The organism is Streptomyces sp. NPDC048424, assembly GCF_040651555.1.
Taxonomy (GTDB): Bacteria; Actinomycetota; Actinomycetes; order Streptomycetales; family Streptomycetaceae; genus Streptomyces.
In genome coordinates, this window is sequence record NZ_JBEZKE010000009.1 from 258,470 (window position 1) to 276,036 (window position 17,567).

12 protein-coding genes are annotated in these 17,567 nt (G+C 72.9%); 6 read left to right on the top strand and 6 right to left on the bottom strand.

Annotated features, from left to right (window positions below):
- Positions 1-361 precede the first annotated feature (361 nt).
- Positions 362-1,135 (top strand): hypothetical protein, encoded by a 774-nt coding sequence (locus AB0D29_RS16095; RefSeq protein ID WP_362854658.1) that lies wholly within the window; start codon positions 362-364, stop codon positions 1,133-1,135.
- Positions 1,136-1,635: 500 nt separating this feature from the next.
- On the opposite strand, the gene AB0D29_RS16100 is transcribed toward AB0D29_RS16095, so the two are convergent.
- From AB0D29_RS16100 to AB0D29_RS16120, 5 genes are all read right to left on the bottom strand, one after another.
- The gene (locus AB0D29_RS16100) at positions 1,636-2,076 is read right to left on the bottom strand and encodes a MarR family transcriptional regulator (protein WP_234323486.1); all 441 of its coding nucleotides are present in this window, start codon (positions 2,074-2,076) and stop codon (positions 1,636-1,638) included.
- A gap of 128 nt (positions 2,077-2,204) precedes the next feature.
- Entirely contained in the window at positions 2,205-4,601 is a 2,397-nt protein-coding gene (gene lon, locus AB0D29_RS16105; protein WP_362854659.1) for an endopeptidase La, read from the bottom strand.
- Between the two features lie 366 nt (positions 4,602-4,967).
- Positions 4,968-5,720, bottom strand: a complete 753-nt coding sequence (locus AB0D29_RS16110) for a DUF4097 family beta strand repeat-containing protein (protein ID WP_362854660.1) — start codon at positions 5,718-5,720, stop codon at positions 4,968-4,970.
- Between the two features lie 80 nt (positions 5,721-5,800).
- The gene (locus AB0D29_RS16115; RefSeq protein ID WP_362854661.1) at positions 5,801-6,736 is read right to left on the bottom strand and encodes a sulfurtransferase; all 936 of its coding nucleotides are present in this window, start codon (positions 6,734-6,736) and stop codon (positions 5,801-5,803) included.
- Between the two features lie 70 nt (positions 6,737-6,806).
- Positions 6,807-8,189, bottom strand: a complete 1,383-nt coding sequence (locus AB0D29_RS16120) for a glycosyltransferase family 39 protein (protein WP_362854663.1) — start codon at positions 8,187-8,189, stop codon at positions 6,807-6,809.
- Between the two features lie 36 nt (positions 8,190-8,225).
- On the opposite strand from AB0D29_RS16120, the gene AB0D29_RS16125 reads away from it, so the two are divergent.
- On the top strand, positions 8,226-8,798 hold the full coding sequence (locus tag AB0D29_RS16125) for a hypothetical protein (RefSeq protein WP_362854665.1): 573 nt from the start codon (positions 8,226-8,228) through the stop codon (positions 8,796-8,798).
- Here the strand turns inward: AB0D29_RS16125 and AB0D29_RS16130 are convergent.
- The gene (locus AB0D29_RS16130; protein ID WP_362854666.1) at positions 8,795-9,463 is read right to left on the bottom strand and encodes a TetR family transcriptional regulator; all 669 of its coding nucleotides are present in this window, start codon (positions 9,461-9,463) and stop codon (positions 8,795-8,797) included. The two genes, AB0D29_RS16125 and AB0D29_RS16130, sit on opposite strands and share 4 nt — an antisense overlap.
- Positions 9,464-9,609: 146 nt before the next feature.
- Between AB0D29_RS16130 and AB0D29_RS16135 the strand changes: the two genes are divergently transcribed.
- From AB0D29_RS16135 to AB0D29_RS16150, 4 genes are all read left to right on the top strand, one after another.
- Complete coding sequence (locus AB0D29_RS16135; RefSeq protein WP_362854667.1) at positions 9,610-11,367, top strand: glycoside hydrolase family 3 N-terminal domain-containing protein; 1,758 nt, start codon at positions 9,610-9,612, stop codon at positions 11,365-11,367.
- A 191-nt stretch (positions 11,368-11,558) separates the two neighbouring features.
- Positions 11,559-12,299, top strand: coding sequence for a response regulator transcription factor (locus AB0D29_RS16140; RefSeq protein WP_030709782.1), 741 nt, complete (start codon positions 11,559-11,561; stop codon positions 12,297-12,299).
- Complete coding sequence (locus AB0D29_RS16145; protein WP_362854669.1) at positions 12,296-13,411, top strand: HAMP domain-containing sensor histidine kinase; 1,116 nt, start codon at positions 12,296-12,298, stop codon at positions 13,409-13,411. The genes AB0D29_RS16140 and AB0D29_RS16145 overlap by 4 nt, the downstream gene beginning before the upstream one ends.
- 259 nt (positions 13,412-13,670) lie before the next feature.
- Positions 13,671-17,549, top strand: a complete 3,879-nt coding sequence (locus AB0D29_RS16150) for a multifunctional oxoglutarate decarboxylase/oxoglutarate dehydrogenase thiamine pyrophosphate-binding subunit/dihydrolipoyllysine-residue succinyltransferase subunit (protein ID WP_362854670.1) — start codon at positions 13,671-13,673, stop codon at positions 17,547-17,549.
- The last annotated feature ends 18 nt before the right edge of the window (positions 17,550-17,567 follow it).

Sequence of the window (17,567 nt, forward strand, 5' to 3'; positions counted from 1 at the left end):
GCCGAGGTAACGGCCGGTCAACAAGTAAACGCCCCCTGCCCCCTCGTACCGCCTCAGACCTTTGCAGCGTGTTGGGGAGAGAGCCGCACATCGCCCACCCGGCCACTCGAACGAGTGAACATCACGGATGAGTTGGCAACCAACTCGGACACCCTGCCCCAGAGCGCCTCCGTGGACAGGTGGTTGAAAGATCGATGCGGGCTTTGGCAGGATGCCCGCCCACATGTCCGCCCGCGTGCCGGCGCCCCGCCCGGGCCCTTCCGGCCCGCCCCCGGAGGTCCGCGTACGGGCCCGCCCGCCCCGTTCCGTTTTGGTACGGACCTGCGCGTGCGCGGGGGCCGCCGCCCGGCAGAATGGCGGCATGCGCATCGACCTCGCCTCGGCCCCCGGCAGTGAAGAACGCCCCAATGAGGACTGGGTGTCGGCCGCGATCCCCGCCTCGGGCGGCGGCGTCCTGGTGGCCCTGGACGGGGTCACCCCGCCGAGCGGAGAGGACGGTTGCGTGCACGGGGTTCCGTGGTTCGCGGCCCGGCTCGGCGGCCGATTGACCGAACTGTCCGGATCGCGGCGGGACATGCCGCTGGACCGGATCCTGGCCGAATCCGTCCGCGCCACGGCCGACGCCCACCGCGACACGTGTGACCTTTCTCACGTGCGCACGCCGCAGGCGACGGTCGTCGTGGTCCGCTGGGACGAGGCGTACGTGGAACACCTCGTGCTCTCGGATTCCGTACTGCTCCTCCAGGCGGTCGGGGGCGGGGTGACGGCGGTGCTCGACGACCGGCTGGACCGGGTGCCGCGGGAGGTGCTGCGCTCGGTGGCGGCGACGGACGCGCTGCGCAACGCGGAGGGCGGCTTCTTCACGGCCGCCGCGGACCCCGCGGTGGCGGCCCGGGCGGTGACCGGGCGCACCCCGCGCGGGCAGGTGCGGGCGGTGGCCGCGCTCACGGACGGGGCGAGCCGGTGGACGGACACGTTCGGGGAGGGTGACTGGGCCGAGTGCCTGGCGGTGCTGCGCAAGGAGGGTGCGGAGGGCCTGATCGGCCGGGTCCGCGCCATCGAGTCCGACCCGTCCCGGCCGTCGGCCCGGTACAAGCGGCACGACGATGCTTCGGCGGTGTATGCGGAGCTGTAGGCCGGTTGCCTCCGGCGGTTCGGCAGGGGTGGGGGCCGGCTGGCTGCGCCGCTCGGGCGGGGTACGAGGGGGCCGGTTGTGCCGGGGCCGGGCGCCGGTTGGCTGCGCCGCTCGGGCGTGCGGTGGGGGCCGGTTGTGACGGGGCCGGGCGCCGGTTGGCTGCGCCGCTCGGGCGGGGTACGAGGGGGCCGGTTGTGCCGGGGCCGGGCGCGCGCCGGGGTGTCTCCTCGGACGCCGAACGTGACGAGGGGTCGGAGAGCGGAGCCCCGAGGCGTTCGGCGCCCTGCGGGGATCACCCCGACACACACCCGACCCCGCCCCAACCGGCCGGTTCGAGCCCGGTCCTGCGGCCTTTCAGCTCCGCCGCACCAATTCAGCCTCGCCGGCGTTTGAGGCGCGGGGTCCGGGGCGGAGCCCCGTTCTTTGAGTCGCACCGCCTCCGGCTTCGTCGCACCATATTCAGCCCCGCCGGCGATTGAGGCGCGGGGTGCGGGGCCTAATTACTCGGCGCCCGCGTTCAACTGGTTGAGCAGTCGGGCCAGTTCCGCGACCTCGCCGCGGTCCCAGTCGGCGAGCTTGCGCATGTACTGCTCGCGCCGTGCGCCCCGTACCCGCAGGAACCGCTCGCGGCCCTCCTCGGTGAGGCCGACCAGGAAGGCCCGGCCGTCGGCGGGGTCCGGCTCGCGGGCCACCAGGCCCAGGACCTCCAGGGCCCGCAGCTGCCGGCTCATGGTGGCCTTGCCGACCCCGAAGTAGGCGGCGAGCTCGGTGGCCCGCTGCCGGCCGGCCGCCTCCAGGCGTACGAGGAGTCCGTAGGCGGCGGGCTCCAGCTCGGGGTGGAGCTCGCGGGCCATCTCGCCGGAGGAGGCGCGGGCGCGCCGGAGGAAGACGGACAGCTCCCGCTCCAGGGCAAGGAACTCCTGGTCTTCGCTCCCGTGCACGTCCCGCTCCTTCGATGGTGTGTGGCACCCCGGTGGGTGAGGGGCCAGTATTTCGCAGCGGGTGTGCCGACGGCCCGGGACCCCGCCGGAGCGGGGAGCCGGGCCGTGCGACGGGCGTGCGGCCTCGGTCACGCCGCGGCGGTGACCTCCAGCTGCGCCTGCGCCAGGGCGAGCTCCAGCACCTGACGCACGTCCGTCACCGGGTGCACCTCCAGCCCCTCCAGTACCTCCGCCGGGACGTCGTCCAGGTCGGCCTCGTTCCGCTTCGGGATGATCACGGTGGTCAGCCCGGCCCGGTGCGCGGCCAGCAGCTTCTGCTTGACCCCGCCGATCGGCAGGACCCGCCCGGTCAGCGAGACCTCTCCGGTCATGGCCACGTCCGTGCGCACCTGCCGTCCGGAGAGCAGCGAGGCGAGCGCGGTCGTCATCGTGATGCCGGCGCTCGGGCCGTCCTTGGGCACGGCGCCCGCCGGGAAGTGGATGTGCACGCCCCGGTCCTTCAGGTCGGCGACCGGGAGTTCCAGTTCCGCGCCGTGCGAGCGCAGGAAGCTCAGTGCGATCTGCGCCGACTCCTTCATGACGTCGCCGAGCTGGCCGGTGAGGGTCAGGCCGGCCGCGCCCGTCTCCGGGTCGGCCAGCGAGGCCTCGACGAACAGCACGTCGCCGCCCGCGCCGGTCACCGCGAGGCCGGTGGCCACGCCGGGGACCGCGGTGCGCCGCTCGGCCGGGTCCTGGGCGGACTCGGGCACGTGGTGCGGGCGTCCGATCAGGGCGCGCAGGTCGTCGGCGCCGATGCTGAAGGGCAGCTCCCGCTCCCCCAGCTCGTGCTGGGAGGCCACCTTGCGCAGCAGGCGGGCGATGGACCGCTCCAGGGTGCGGACGCCCGCCTCGCGGGTGTACTCCCCGGCCAGCCTGCGCAGGGCGTCCTCCTGCAGGACCACCTCGTCGCCGCCGAGGCCGGCGCGCTCCAGCTGACGGGGCAGCAGGTGGTCGCGGGCGATGACGACCTTCTCGTCCTCGGTGTAACCGTCGAGGCGGACGAGCTCCATCCTGTCGGCCAGCGCCTCCGGGATGGCCTCCAGGACGTTGGCGGTGGCCAGGAAGACGACGTCGCTCAGGTCGAGCTCCACCTCCAGGTAGTGGTCCCGGAAGGTGTGGTTCTGCGCCGGGTCCAGGACCTCCAGGAGGGCGGCCGCCGGGTCGCCGCGGAAGTCGGAGCCCACCTTGTCGATCTCGTCGAGGAGGACCACCGGGTTCATCGAACCGGCCTCCTTGATGGCCCGGACGATGCGGCCGGGCAGGGCGCCGACGTAGGTCCGGCGGTGGCCGCGGACCTCGGCCTCGTCCCGTACGCCGCCGAGGGCGACGCGCACGAACTTGCGGCCCATGGCGTGGGCCACGGACTCGCCGAGGGAGGTCTTGCCGACGCCGGGCGGCCCGACGAGCGCGAGCACGGCCCCGCCGCGGCGGCCGCCGATGACGCCCATGCCGCGCTCGGAACGCCGCTTGCGCACGGCGAGGTACTCGGTGATGCGGTCCTTCACGTCGCTCAGGCCGGCGTGCTCGGCGTCCAGCACCGCCCGGGCGCCCTGGATGTCGTACTGGTCCTCGGTGCGCTCGTTCCAGGGCAGTTCCAGCACGGTGTCCAGCCAGGTGCGGATCCAGGAACCCTCGGGGCTCTGGTCGCTGGCCCGCTCCAGCTTCTCGACCTCCTTGAGGGCGGCTTCCCGTACCTTCTCGGGCAGGTCGGCGGCCTCGACGCGGGCCCGGTAGTCGTCGGACTCCTCGCCGTCCTTCTCCCCGTTCAGCTCGCGCAGTTCCTTGCGCACGGCCTCCAGCTGCCGCCGGAGCAGGAACTCCCGCTGCTGCTTGTCGACGCCGTCCTGGACGTCCTTGGCAATGGACTCGGCCACGTCCTGTTCGGCGAGGTGGTCGCTGAGCGCCTTGACGGCGAGCTTGAGGCGGGCGACGGGGTCGGCGGTCTCCAGCAGTTCGACCTTCTGGTCGAGGGTCAGGAACGGCGAGTACCCGGAGTTGTCCGCGAGCGCGGACACGCCCTCGATCTGCTGGACCCGGTCCACGACCTGCCAGGCGCCGCGCTTCTTGAGCCAGCTGGTGGCGAGGGCCTTGTACTCCTTGACGAGCTCGGCCACGGAACCCGGCAGCGGGTCCGGCACGTGCTCGTCCACGCTCTCGCCCTCGACCCAGAGCGCCGCCCCGGGTCCGGTGGTCCCGGCGCCGATACGGACCCGCCCGCGGCCGCGGATGAGGGCCCCGGGGTCCCCGTCGGAGAGCCGCCCCACCTGCTCGACGGTCCCGAACACTCCCGTCGCGGCGTACTTCCCGTCGATCCTCGGCACGAGCAGCACCCGCGGCTTCCCGGTGCCCGCCGCGGCCTGGGCCGCCTCCACGGCACCGCGCACCTCGGCGTCGGACAGGTCCAGCGGCACGACCATTCCGGGCAGCACGACCTCGTCGTCGAGCGGCAGCACGGGCAGAGTGAGTGTGACGGACGTCGAAGCCATGATCTTCCCTCCGGCAGTGAAGTTGAGCTATGCCGACTCAATGCACGTGCGCCTCCCAATGTTCCCCAACCCTCGTTCGCCGGGGGCGAACAGGGGCGGGCGTGCTGGTGGAGGCCGAGGGGACCCGGGTGGGCGACGGCTGCTCAGAGCCCGTCAGGCGCGGGTCGTCATGACCACCGTTCACCACGAACGCGCGCATGCGACCGGTCCGCTGCGCGTCGCGAAGGTTCCCCCATGACGATGGCCGGCAGTCCCCACACCAGGAGGAACGGATCCGGAGAAACCTGCGTCCGACCTGCGAGGAGCGCCATGGATCGCATCCTTCACCGCGGGGTTTGGCCGGTCAACGGATTACCGCGGCGGGCGTCAGACGGCGGAGATGTGGACGTCGCCCGAGGTGGTCTTCGCGGAGAGGCGGGAGGTGGCGGAGGGGTCCTCGGTCAGCCCGATGTCGCGGGCGCCGGAGGTGGTGGAGACCGCGAACCGGTACGGGGCCTGCGGGACCTTCAGCGTGACGTCGCCCGAGGAGGTCTCGGCGAGCACCGAGGAGGGGGCCGCCGTGAAGTCCATGCGGGCGTCGCCCGAGTCCGAGTGGACGTCCGCGCTCGGGCCGGACAGGCCGGCCGCGGTGATGTCGCCCGAGGAGGTACGGATCTTCAGCGGGCCCGCGATGCGCTCGGCCCGGACGTCGCCGGAGTCGGCCTCCACCTCGGCGGCGGCCACGCCCGTGACGGTGATGCGGCCGCTGCTGCTCTCCAGCTTGACCTTGGCGGAGGCGGGGACCTCCAGGCGGTAGTCGATGGAGCAGCTGCCGGAGCAGCCGTTGGAGAAGGTGAGCACGCCCGCCCTGACCTGCTGGCCGGGGGTGGGGGCGGTGTCGCCCCGGTAGTGGACGGTGCGGCGGACCGTGACGCCGGGCCCCGTTCCCGGGGTGACCTCGATCGAGCCGGACCGGGCGTCCGTGACCTCGACCGCCGCGACGGCCTCGGTGACCGTGGTGTCGGCGGTCGCCGTCTTCCTCGGTCCGTCCGAGAAGGAGCAGCCGGCCAGCAGTAATCCGGTCCCGAGGACGGCAACCGCGGTGCGGACGAGACGGCGTGACGTGGCGTGAGGAGTCATGGCCCGATCCTCGCGCGGCAGCGCGGCCGGGCCGATGGTGCCGGTACCCGGACCCCGGGTGGGGTTAACCCCCGGCCGGCCTAGGGCGCGGCCGGGCCGGTGGTGACCGGGCGCAGGGGCGACGGCACGCCCCACTCGCTCCAGGAGCCGTCGTACACGGCCGTGTCCTCGTACCCGGCGAGCTCGGCGGCGAGGGCCAGTACGCACGCGGTCACCCCGGAGCCGCAGCTGAAGTAGAGGCGCCGGCGCCCGCCCGCCACTTCCTCGAAGGCCGTACGGAGCTCTGTGGCCGGGCGCATCAGGCCGTCGGGGTCCTGGAGTTCGCCGAACGGGAGGTTGACCGCACCCGGCATGTGCCCGCCGCGCAGGCCCGGGCGGGGCTCGGGGGCGGTGCCGGCGAAGCGGCCGCGGGTGCGGGCGTCGACGACGGCCGCGGCCGGGTCGGCCAGGGCCGCGGCGACGGCCCCGCTGCCGACCAGCAGCCCGGGGCGGGGCCGGGCGGTGAAGGAGCCGCGCGGGCCCTCGTACGTCGGGCCGGTGGCCTCGACGGGCAGGCCGGCGGCGGTCCAGGCGGGCAGTCCCCCGTCGAGCACGGCCACCCGGTCGAAGCCCATGGCGCGCAGCATCCACCAGGCGCGGGCGCTGGAGTAGATCCCCGCGCCGTCGTAGACGACGACGGTGTCCGAGTCGTCCACGCCGAGCTCCCGCACGGCCTCGGTGAACGCCCGCGCCCCGGGCATGGTGTGCGGGGCGGGCGCGTCGTGGTCGGACAGGGCCCCGTCGAGGTCGAAGGGACGCGCCCCCGGAATCCGGCGCTCCGCACCCCGGTGGGCGCCGACGGAGGCGTCGAGGACGACGAGCCCGCCCACCCCCAGCCGCGCGCCCAGCCACTCCACTCCGACGAGCGCCCCGGGCAGCGGCCCGGGCAGCGCCCCGGCCTCCGGCCCGGACCCCGCTCCGGGCACGGGCTCGTGGGGCGCGGCGTTCTGGGGCGCGGCGTTCTGGGGCGTGGGCATTCGGCACCTCCGGCTGTGCGACGCGGGTCGCCCCATCCTCCACCGCCGCACGGGCCCCCGGCCCGGCGGGTCAGGGGCAGGTGCCCGGGTGGGCGTACACCGCGATCCGGGCGCCGCGGACGCCGGTCAGCGAGCACAGTTCGAAGCGGGCGGCCAGCGTGTCCCGCTTGGCCGCCTCCCGCGGGTACGGGTCCAGCGGCTGCCCGGCCGGGTCCAGCAGGGCGATCACCCGCGGCGAGGCGAGCAGCGCCGCGCGGATCCGGTCCGGGGACAGCTCGGTGCCCTGGAGGCTGTGCGAGGCCGCCGGGGTGCGGTCCAGGGCCACGTCGCGCAGTGACGCGTAGACCTCGGGCGAGGAGAGCAGCCACTCGCGCCGGCGCGAGGGCATGAACACCACCGCGTCCCCCGGCCGGGCCCGCTCCCGGACCGCGGCGGCCACCGCGAGGACGTCGTCCTTGCGGCTCTCCGGCGTGCGCAGCCACACCGACCAGATGGCGACCGGCACGAGCAGCGCCCCGGTCAGCACCCACGGCCACCAGCCGCGGGCCGCCGCCAGCCGGGCCCCGGCCAGCAGGGCGGGTCCGGCCAGCGCGTAGAGCACGTACCGGTCGACGTACCAGGGGTGCACCAGGGAGATCACCATCAGCAGCCCGGGCGGCAGCAGGGTGAGCGGAAGCGCCACCCGTACGAGGTCCTTCGCGGCCCCCCGCGCGAGCAGCAGGGCCGCGCCGCCCACGACCCCGTACGCCGCCCAGTCCTGCCAGCTCGGCCGGCCGAGCCAGCCGAGCTGCTGCTCGGCCTGCCGCGCGCTCACCAGGGCCAGCGGCAGCAGCAGGGCCGCCACGACCCCGGCGCTCCACCGCCAGCCGCGCGAGCGCCACGCGGTGAAGGCGTGGGCGAGCAGGGCCAGCACGGCGAACTCGTGCAGCCAGCAGCCGAGCAGCAGCACGACCGTGTACGCGGCCCACCGCTCGCGCAGCATCAGGTACGTCGCCCAGACCACGGCGGCCGCGACCAGGGCGTACGAGCGCCCCTCCTGGGCGTACATCTGTACAGGCGGCAGGACGGCGTACGCGCAGCCTGCGATCAGCGCGGCCCGCTCCCCCGCCAGCCGGTGCGCGACGGCGGCCACCCCGGCGGCCGCGAGCGCGGTGGCGGCGACGGAGGGCAGCCGCAGCGCCCACAGGCCGCCGTCCCAGAGCTGGAACACCGCGTGCATGAGCAGGTAGTACAGACCGTGCACGGCGTCGACGCCGCCCAGCAGGTCCCGGATCCCGCCGAGCGGTCGGTGGGCCACCTGCCAGGTGACGGACTCGTCGCGCCACATGCTGGCGCCCCGCTCCAAGCCCCAGAGGCCGAGGACCACGGCGAGCAGCGGCGGCAGCAGTCGCCAGGGGGCGATCCGGCTGATGTCGGCCTCCGGGAGCTGTCGGAACGGGTGTGCGGACTCCATACTCGGGGTTGGACCCGGGTGACTGCGGAGGTGGGTGTGCGCGCGTTACGAGCGGTGGCGGGCCTGGCGCTGAGTGCGGCGCTGCTGGCGGGGTGCGGACCGGACGCCTCCACGGGCGGCGACGACGCGCCCCCGAAGACCTCCACGGCGTCGGGACCGAGCCCGTCCGGGAGCCCTTCCGGCTCCGGTACGGGCCCCAGCGCGAGCCCCACGGCGAGCTCCGGCGCGAGCCCCACCGCAAGCCCCACCCCGAGCCGCGTCCCCGCCCCCGGCGAGACCCTGGTCCGCGTCACCCGCAGCGGCGGTTTCGCCGGCCAGACCCACACCCTCATCGTCAAGGGCGACGGCTCCTGGACCCTGCTGGACGCCAAGGCGAAGACGGAGAGCACCGGCACGATGCCGCAGGCCGAACTGGCCGCGCTGCGCACCGCCCTCCAGGAGGCGGACTTCGCCCACCTGCCCAGGATCGCCACGGGCGGCCCCACGATCTACGACGGGTACCACTACGCCTTCGTGCACGGCGGATACGAGGTGGCGGGCGACCAGGGCTCCCTGCCGCCGGCCCTGAACAAGGTGGTGGACGCGCTGCCCTCCTTCACGGCGGGCTAGGCCGTCCCAGGAGGCGTCGGCGCCGCCGGCGGGGCGGCCGAGAGCTCCCGCAGCAGCCGGTCCAGGAAGCCGCGCAGCCGGGCCGGCATGTCCACGTTGCCGGGCGTCAGCACCCACTGGATCTGCAGGCCGTCCATGACGGCGAGGATCTCCCGCCCGGCGGCCTCGCAGTCGGCGTCCGGGCGCAGTTCGCCGCGCGCGACGCCCGCCTCCAGCACGTCGAGGGTGTGGCCGAGGACCCGGGCGTAGCGCTGCTCGAAGTACTCGTGTGCGGGGTGACCGGGGTCGGCGGCCTCGCCGACCAGGGTGTTGAACATCCGGACGATCCCGGGCCGCCGCTCGTTGTCGGCGGCGAGGTCCACGAGGGTGGTGAAGTACGCGGCGACCGATGCGGCGGGTTCGCCGAACCGCCGCTCCACGTCGTGCCGCTCGCTCTGGGCGAGCACCGACAGCAGCAGGTCCTCCTTGCCGCGGAAGTGGTGCAGCAGCCCGCCCTGGGTGATCCCGCAGCCAGCCGAGATCCGGGCCAGCGAGGAGGCGTGGAAGCCCCACTGCGCGAAGTGTTCGACGGCGGTGTCGAGGATCTTCTGCCGGCGGGCGTCGCCCACCGCGTAGGTCCCGCGTCCGGCGCCCGTCGCGGCAGCCCGCCCCGTATCCCGTGCCATGCGCACCACCCTAAGGCGCCCGGCGTCCGCCTTCACCGAGGGTGACCCAGGTCACTTTTCAAAAACCTAGCGGGTACAAGGTTTTCGCCCCTACCGTGACGCCCACGCCGCCGATCCGCCCGGTCACGCAGTCCAGGAGCCCCGCCGTGAACGCAATCCCCGAGTACCAGGACGCCTCCCTCCCCGTCGAGCGGCGCGTGGCCGATCTGCTCTCCCGGATGACGCTGGAGGAGAAGGCCGGCCAGCTCTTCCACTCGATGCTGATGATGAACGCGGACGGCAGCCCGGTCACCGAGACCGACGGCTCGATGCTCCCGTTCACCACGCCCGAGCTGGTCGAGGACCGCTTCCTGTCGCACTTCAACCTGCTCGGCACCTACGGGGCCCGCGAGATGGCCGTGTGGCAGAACGCCGTCCAGGAGATGGCCGCGGCCACCCGCCTCGGCATTCCGGTCACCCTCTCGACCGACCCGCGCCACGCCTTCACCGACAACGTCGGCGCCTCCTTCAACGCCGGCGCCTTCTCCGCCTGGCCGGAGGCCCTGGGCCTCGCCGCGATCGGCGATCCCGAGCTCGTCCACCGGTTCGCCGACACCGTCCGCCGCGAGTACCTCGCCGTCGGCTTCCGCGTCGCCCTGCACCCGCAGATCGACCTGGCGACCGAGCCGCGCTGGGCCCGCCAGACCGGCACCTTCGGCTCCGACGCCGACCTGACCGGCCGGCTCGTCCAGGCGTACGTGCGCGGGCTCCAGGGCCCGTCCCTCGGCCCCGGGTCGGTGTCCGCCATGGTCAAGCACTTCCCCGGCGGCGGCCCCCAGAAGGACGGCGAGGACCCGCACTTCGCGCACGGCAAGGAGCAGGTCTATCCGGGCGGCATGCGCGAGCACCACCTCGAGCCCTTCAAGGCCGCGATAGCCGCCGGGTGCGCGCAGATGATGCCGTACTACGGCCAGCCGACGGGCACGGACTGGGAGGAGGTCGGCTTCGGCTTCAGCAAGGGCGTGGTCACCGGCCTGCTCCGGGAGGAGCTCGGCTTCGACGGGATCGTCTGCACCGACTGGGGGCTGCTCAACGACGCGAGGATCTTCGGGCAGGTGCATCCGGCGCGCGCCTGGGGCCTGGAGCACCTGAGCGTGGCCGAGCGGGCGGCCCGCGCCCTGGACGCCGGCTGCGACCAGTTCGGCGGCGAGCAGTGCCCCGAGGTCATCGTGGAGCTGGTCCGCTCGGGCCGCGTCGCCGAGTCCCGCATCGACGCGTCCGTACGCCGACTGCTGCGCGAGAAGTTCACGCTCGGCCTGTTCGAGAACCCGTACGTGGACCCGGACGCGGCGGCCGAGACCGTGGGCCGGGCCGACTTCACGGCCCTGGGCGCCGCGGCCCAGCGCCGCTCCCTGACCGTCCTGACCAATCCGGACGGGCTGCTGCCGCTGGGCGGGCGGCCGAGGCTGTACGTGCGGGGCGTGGACGAGGAGGTCGCCGCCGGATACGGCGAGGTGGTCGCCGGGCCGGCCGACGCGGACCTGGCCGTGCTGCGGCTGCGGACCCCGTACGAGCCCCGGGAGAACGTCTTCGAGTCCTTCTTCCACTCGGGCTCGCTGGCCTTCCCGGAGCCGGAGCTGGCCGAGATCCTGGACCTCCTGGACCGGGTCCCGACCCTGGTCTGCATCAACCTGGAGCGGGCCGCCGTCATCCCGGAGATCGCCGAACGCGCGGCCGCCCTGATCGCCGACTACGGCGCCTGCGACGCCGCCCTGCTGGACGTGGCCTTCGGCCGCGCGGTGCCCGAGGGCCGCCTGCCCTTCGAGCTCCCGCGCTCGATGGAAGCGGTCGCGGCCTCCCGTCCCGATGTGCCGAACGACACCCACGACCCGGTCTTCCCGCACGGGCACGGACTGGCCCTCTGAAGGGCCGCGGACGGCGGGGCACCTGACCGGTCCCGCCCGCCGGGTGCCGGTCCCGTGGGGGGTCCGGCACCCGGTACATATCATTCCGCTTACCGTCTCCAGCACATATGCCATGTCCGAACCCCACGTAGCCGCAGGCCGGTGCCTCCTCTACGCTGCACCCCATTCACGCGGGATCTTCAGGGGCGGACATGGAACAGACACACACCACACACAACGGCGCCGCGGCGACACCCGGCGCCCAGCGGCGTGTGCTCGTCGTCGAGGACGACCACACCATCGCCGAGGCCATCGCGGCCCGCCTGCGCGCCGAGGGCTTCCAGGTGCAGACGGCGGCGGACGGCCCTGCCGCCGTGGCCGCGGCCGAGAGCTGGCTGCCGGAGCTGCTGGTCCTGGACGTCATGCTGCCCGGCTTCGACGGGCTGGAGGTCTGCCGCCGGGTCCAGGCGCAGCGGCCGGTCCCGGTGCTGATGCTCACCGCGCGCGACGACGAGACCGACCTGCTGGTGGGGCTCGGGGTCGGCGCGGACGACTACATGACGAAGCCGTTCTCGATGCGCGAGCTGGCCGCACGGGTCCACGTGCTGCTGCGGCGCGTGGAGCGGGCCACGATCGCCGCGCACACCCCGCGCGGGGCCACCCTGCGCCTGGGCGATCTGGAGATCGACCACGCGCAGCGCCGGGTCCGGGTCCACACCGAGGACGTGCACCTGACGCCGACCGAGTTCGACCTGCTGGTGTGCCTGGCCGGGACCCCGCGGGCGGTGCTCTCGCGGGAGCAGCTGCTGGCCGAGGTGTGGGACTGGGCCGACGCGTCCGGGACCCGTACGGTCGACAGCCACATCAAGGCCCTGCGGCGCAAGATCGGCGCGGAGCGGATCCGTACGGTCCACGGCGTCGGGTACGCCCTGGAGACCCCGGCCCAGGCATGAGCGGCCCGCAGAGCGGACAGAGGCAGCGGCCCAGGCAGCGGCAGCGGCCCACCGGGGGCCTGCGGCCCTTCTCGCCGTTCTCGATCAAGACCAAGCTGGGCACGCTCGTGGTGGTCTCGGTCTTCATCACGACCGGCCTGCTGCTGGTGGCCCTGCGCACCGACACGGAGCTGCGCTTCATCACGGTCTTCTCGGTGATCGCCTCGATGCTGATCACACAGTTCGTGGCGCACAGTCTGACGGCTCCGCTCGACGACATGACGACGGTGGCCCGGGCGATATCCCACGGCGACTACACCCGGCGGGTGCGCGGGGCCGGCCGCCGCGACGAGCTGGGCGACCTGGCCTCCACCATCAACCTGATGGCGGACGACCTGGAGGCCGTGGACCGGCACCGCAAGGAGCTGGTCGCCAACGTCTCGCACGAGCTGCGCACGCCGATCGCCGCGCTGCGGGCGGTGCTGGAGAACGTGGTGGACGGGGTCTCGGCCGCCGATCCCGAGACCATGCGCACGATGCTGAAGCAGACCGAGCGCCTCGGCGGTCTCGTGGAGACCCTGCTGGACCTGTCCCGGGTGGACAACGGCGTGGTCCCGCTGCGCGCTCGCCGCTTCGAGGTGTGGCCGTACCTCTCGGGGGTGCTGAAGGAGTCGCGGCTGGCCGCAGCCGGCCGGCCCGGGCTGCTCTCCGGTTCGGGCGGGCACGCCCGCAACGACGTGCACCTGCACCTGGACGTCTTCCCGCCCGAGCTGTGGGCGTACGCGGACAACGAGCGCCTGCACCAGGTGGTCGCGAATCTGATCGACAACGCGGTCAAGCACAGCCCTCCGCACGGCCGGGTCACGGTCCGCGCCCGGGGCGGCGACGCACCCGGCGCCCTGGTGCTGGAGGTACGGGACGAGGGTCCCGGCATCCCGGAGGCGGAGCGCCACCGGGTCTTCGAGCGGTTCAACCGGGGCAGCGCCCGCGGGGGCGACGGCGGCACCGGATTGGGGCTGGCGATCGCCCGCTGGGCCGTGGAGCTGCACGGAGGGCGGATCGGAGTGGCCGAATCGTCACGCGGCTGCCGCATCCTCGTCACGCTTCCAGGCAGCTCGCAGGCTCCGTGTTGACGTAGGGTTCGAGTGGGAAGGACATGATCTCGGCCACACGTACCCGGGGTCCGTCAGGGGTGCGAAGCCAAGGGGGCCGCAACCTCGGTGCCGCCTACCCGAACCAGGCTGGTTTCCCGCCATTCCACGTCATGAAACCCGCCGTTCGATGTGACCTGCGTGACGTAAGTCCCGCCCGGCCTGCATGCAGCGGCCGAGGAGGCGTAGCCTTTATTCCCGCTGTCCATACCTTGTGAAGCGGAAGAGGGCGGTTGCCGCCGTGTCGCCACAGTCCCCCAGTAACTCGAGCACCACGACCGAAGCAGCAGAGGGCGGGAAGAACCCTGCCTCAGGCTTCGGTGCCAATGAGTGGCTCGTCGACGAGATCTATCAGCAGTACCTCCAGGACCCGAATTCGGTCGACCGGGCCTGGTGGGACTTCTTCGCCGACTACAAGCCGGGGGGCGTCGCCGCTCCGGTGAAGTCCGCCGGCACGGAGAAGCCCACGACGACGACGGACGGCGCCTCCGCACAGGCCGCCACCGCCGTCGCCCAGGCCCCGCAGGTCGCCGACGCCGCCACGGGGGCGGCGAGCGCCGCGCCCGCGACCGCCGCACCGGCTCCCGCGCCCACGCCTGTGTCAGCTCCTGCCCCTGCTCCTGCCACCCCCTCTGGTGCCCCTGCTGTGACTGTCACCTCCCAGGCCCCGGCCGCCGCACCGGCCGCGCCCGCCCCCTCCGCCGTAGCCCCCCAGAAGGCCGCGCCCGCCACCGAGGCCCCCGCGGGCCCCGAGCTGGTGACGCTCCGCGGCCCGGCGGCTGCCGTAGCCAAGAACATGAACGCCTCCCTCGAGGTGCCGACGGCCACGTCCGTCCGCGCCGTCCCGGTGAAGCTGCTGTTCGACAACCGCATCGTCATCAACAACCACCTCAAGCGCGCCCGGGGCGGGAAGATCTCCTTCACGCACCTGATCGGCTACGCGATGGTGCAGGCGATCAAGGCCATGCCGGCCATGAACTACTCCTTCGCGGAGAAGGACGGCAAGCCGACCCTGGTCAAGCCGGAGCACATCAACTTCGGCCTCGCGATCGACCTGGTGAAGCCCAACGGCGACCGCCAGCTCGTCGTCGCCGGCATCAAGAAGGCCGAGACCCTCAGCTTCTTCGAGTTCTGGCAGGCCTACGAGGACATCGTCCGCCGCGCCCGCGTCGGCAAGCTGACGATGGACGACTTCACCGGTGTGACGGTCTCCCTCACCAACCCCGGCGGCCTGGGCACCGTCCACTCCGTGCCCCGCCTGATGCCCGGACAGTCGGTCATCATGGGCGTCGGCTCCATGGACTACCCCGCCGAGTTCCAGGGCACCTCGCAGGACACCCTGAACAAGCTGGGCATCTCCAAGGTCATGACCCTGACCTCGACCTACGACCACCGGGTCATCCAGGGCGCGGCCTCCGGCGAGTTCCTGCGCATCGTCGCGAACCTGCTGCTCGGCGAGGACGGCTTCTACGACGCCGTCTTCGAGTCGCTGCGCATCCCGTACGAGCCCGTCCGCTGGAACCGGGACATCGACGCCTCGCACGACGACGACGTCACGAAGGCCGCCCGCGTCTTCGAGCTGATCCACTCCTACCGGGTCCGCGGCCACGTCATGGCCGACACCGACCCGCTGGAGTACAAGCAGCGCAAGCACCCCGACCTCGACATCACCGAGCACGGGCTCACCCTGTGGGACCTGGAGCGCGAGTTCGCCGTCGGCGGCTTCTCCGGCAAGTCGATGATGAAGCTCCGCGACATCCTCGGCGTGCTGCGCGACTCGTACTGCCGCACCACCGGCGTCGAGTTCATGCACATCCAGGACCCGAAGCAGCGCCGCTGGATCCAGGACCGCATCGAGCGCCCGCACTCCAAGCCGGAGCGCGAGGAGCAGCTGCGCATCCTGCGCCGCCTGAACGCGGCGGAGGCCTTCGAGACCTTCCTGCAGACGAAGTACGTCGGCCAGAAGCGCTTCTCCCTGGAGGGCGGCGAGTCCGTCATCCCGCTGCTCGACGCCGTCATCGACTCGGCCGCCGAGGCCCGCCTCGAAGAGGTCGTCATCGGCATGGCCCACCGCGGCCGCCTGAACGTCCTGGCGAACATCGTCGGCAAGTCGTACGCGCAGATCTTCCGCGAGTTCGAGGGCAACCTCGACCCGAAGTCCATGCACGGCTCCGGCGACGTCAAGTACCACCTGGGCGCCGAGGGCACCTTCACCGGCCTGGACGGCGAGCAGATCAAGGTCTCGCTCGTCGCGAACCCCTCGCACCTGGAGGCGGTCGACCCGGTCCTGGAGGGTGTCGCCCGCGCCAAGCAGGACGTCATCAACAAGGGCGGCACGGACTTCACGGTCCTCCCGCTCGCGCTCCACGGCGACGCGGCCTTCGCGGGCCAGGGCGTCGTCGCCGAGACGCTGAACATGTCGCAGCTGCGCGGCTACCGCACCGGCGGCACCGTGCACGTGGTCATCAACAACCAGGTCGGCTTCACCGCCGCCCCGGAGTCCTCGCGTTCGTCCATGTACGCCACCGACGTGGCCCGCATGATCGAGGCGCCGATCTTCCACGTGAACGGCGACGACCCCGAGGCCGTCGTCCGCGTTGCCCGCCTGGCCTTCGAGTTCCGCCAGGCGTTCAACAAGGACGTGGTCATCGACCTCATCTGCTACCGCCGTCGCGGCCACAACGAGTCCGACAACCCGGCCTTCACCCAGCCGCTGATGTACGACCTGATCGACAAGAAGCGCTCGGTGCGCAAGCTGTACACCGAGTCCCTCATCGGTCGCGGCGACATCACCCTGGAAGAGGCCGAGCAGGCGCTCCAGGACTTCCAGGGCCAGCTGGAGAAGGTGTTCGCGGAGGTCCGCGAGGCCTCCACGGCTCCGGCCGCCGGCGCCCCGGTGACGCCCGCGCAGACCGCGCAGGAGTTCCCGGTCGCCGTGAACACGGCGATCTCGCAGGACGTCGTCAAGCGGATCGCCGAGTCCCAGGTCACCATCCCCGAGGGCGTCACCGTCCACCCGCGTCTGCTGCCGCAGCTGCAGCGCCGCGCGGCGATGATCGACGAGGGCACCATCGACTGGGGCATGGGCGAGACCCTGGCCTTCGGTTCGCTGCTGATGGAGGGCACCCCGGTCCGGCTGTCCGGCCAGGACTCCCGCCGCGGCACCTTCGGCCAGCGCCACGCGGTCCTCATCGACCGGGAGACGGGCGAGGACTACACCCCGCTGCTCTACCTGTCGGACGACCAGGCCCGCTACAACGTCTACGACTCGCTGCTCTCCGAGTACGCGGCCATGGGCTTCGAGTACGGCTACTCGCTGGCCCGCCCGGACGCGCTGGTCCTCTGGGAGGCCCAGTTCGGTGACTTCGTCAACGGCGCGCAGACCGTCGTCGACGAGTTCATCTCCTCGGCCGAGCAGAAGTGGGGCCAGACCTCCGGCGTCACCCTGCTCCTCCCGCACGGCTACGAGGGCCAGGGCCCGGACCACTCGTCCGCGCGTCCCGAGCGCTTCCTCCAGATGTGCGCGCAGGACAACATGACGGTGGCCATGCCCACCCTCCCGTCGAACTACTTCCACCTCCTGCGGTGGCAGGTCCACAACCCGCACCACAAGCCGCTCATCGTCTTCACCCCGAAGTCGATGCTGCGTCTGAAGGCGGCGGCGTCGAAGGCGGAGGAGTTCACGACCGGCTCGTTCCGTCCGGTCATCGGTGACACGACGGTGGACGCGAACGCGGTCCGCAAGGTCGTCTTCTGCGCGGGCAAGGTCTACTACGACCTGGAGGCCGAGCGCGAGAAGCGCGGCGTCACCGACACCGCGATCATCCGCATCGAGCGGCTGTACCCGCTCGCCGGTGCGGAGATCCAGGCCGAGATCGCCAAGTTCCCGAACGCGGCGAAGTACATCTGGGCCCAGGAGGAGCCGGCGAACCAGGGTGCGTGGCCCTTCATCGCCCTCAACCTGATCGACCACCTCGACCTGGCGGTCGGCGCGGACGTCCCGGCGGGCGAGCGCCTGCGCCGGATCTCCCGCCCGCACGGCTCGTCCCCGGCGGTCGGCTCCGCGAAGCGCCACCAGGCGGAGCAGCAGCTCCTGCTGAACGAGGTCTTCGAGGCGTAACGGCTGCGCTGAGCTCAG

Coding starts and splice junctions, on each gene's coding strand:
- AB0D29_RS16095 (WP_362854658.1), top strand. CDS start 362: ATGCGCATCGACCTCGCCTCGGCCCCCGGCAGTGAAGAACGCCCCAAT.
- AB0D29_RS16130 (WP_362854666.1), bottom strand. CDS start 9,463: ATGGCACGGGATACGGGGCGGGCTGCCGCGACGGGCGCCGGACGCGGG.
- AB0D29_RS16140 (WP_030709782.1), top strand. CDS start 11,559: ATGGAACAGACACACACCACACACAACGGCGCCGCGGCGACACCCGGC.
- AB0D29_RS16110 (WP_362854660.1), bottom strand. CDS start 5,720: ATGACTCCTCACGCCACGTCACGCCGTCTCGTCCGCACCGCGGTTGCC.
- lon (WP_362854659.1), bottom strand. CDS start 4,601: ATGGCTTCGACGTCCGTCACACTCACTCTGCCCGTGCTGCCGCTCGAC.
- AB0D29_RS16145 (WP_362854669.1), top strand. CDS start 12,296: ATGAGCGGCCCGCAGAGCGGACAGAGGCAGCGGCCCAGGCAGCGGCAG.
- AB0D29_RS16120 (WP_362854663.1), bottom strand. CDS start 8,189: ATGGAGTCCGCACACCCGTTCCGACAGCTCCCGGAGGCCGACATCAGC.
- AB0D29_RS16115 (WP_362854661.1), bottom strand. CDS start 6,736: ATGCCCACGCCCCAGAACGCCGCGCCCCAGAACGCCGCGCCCCACGAG.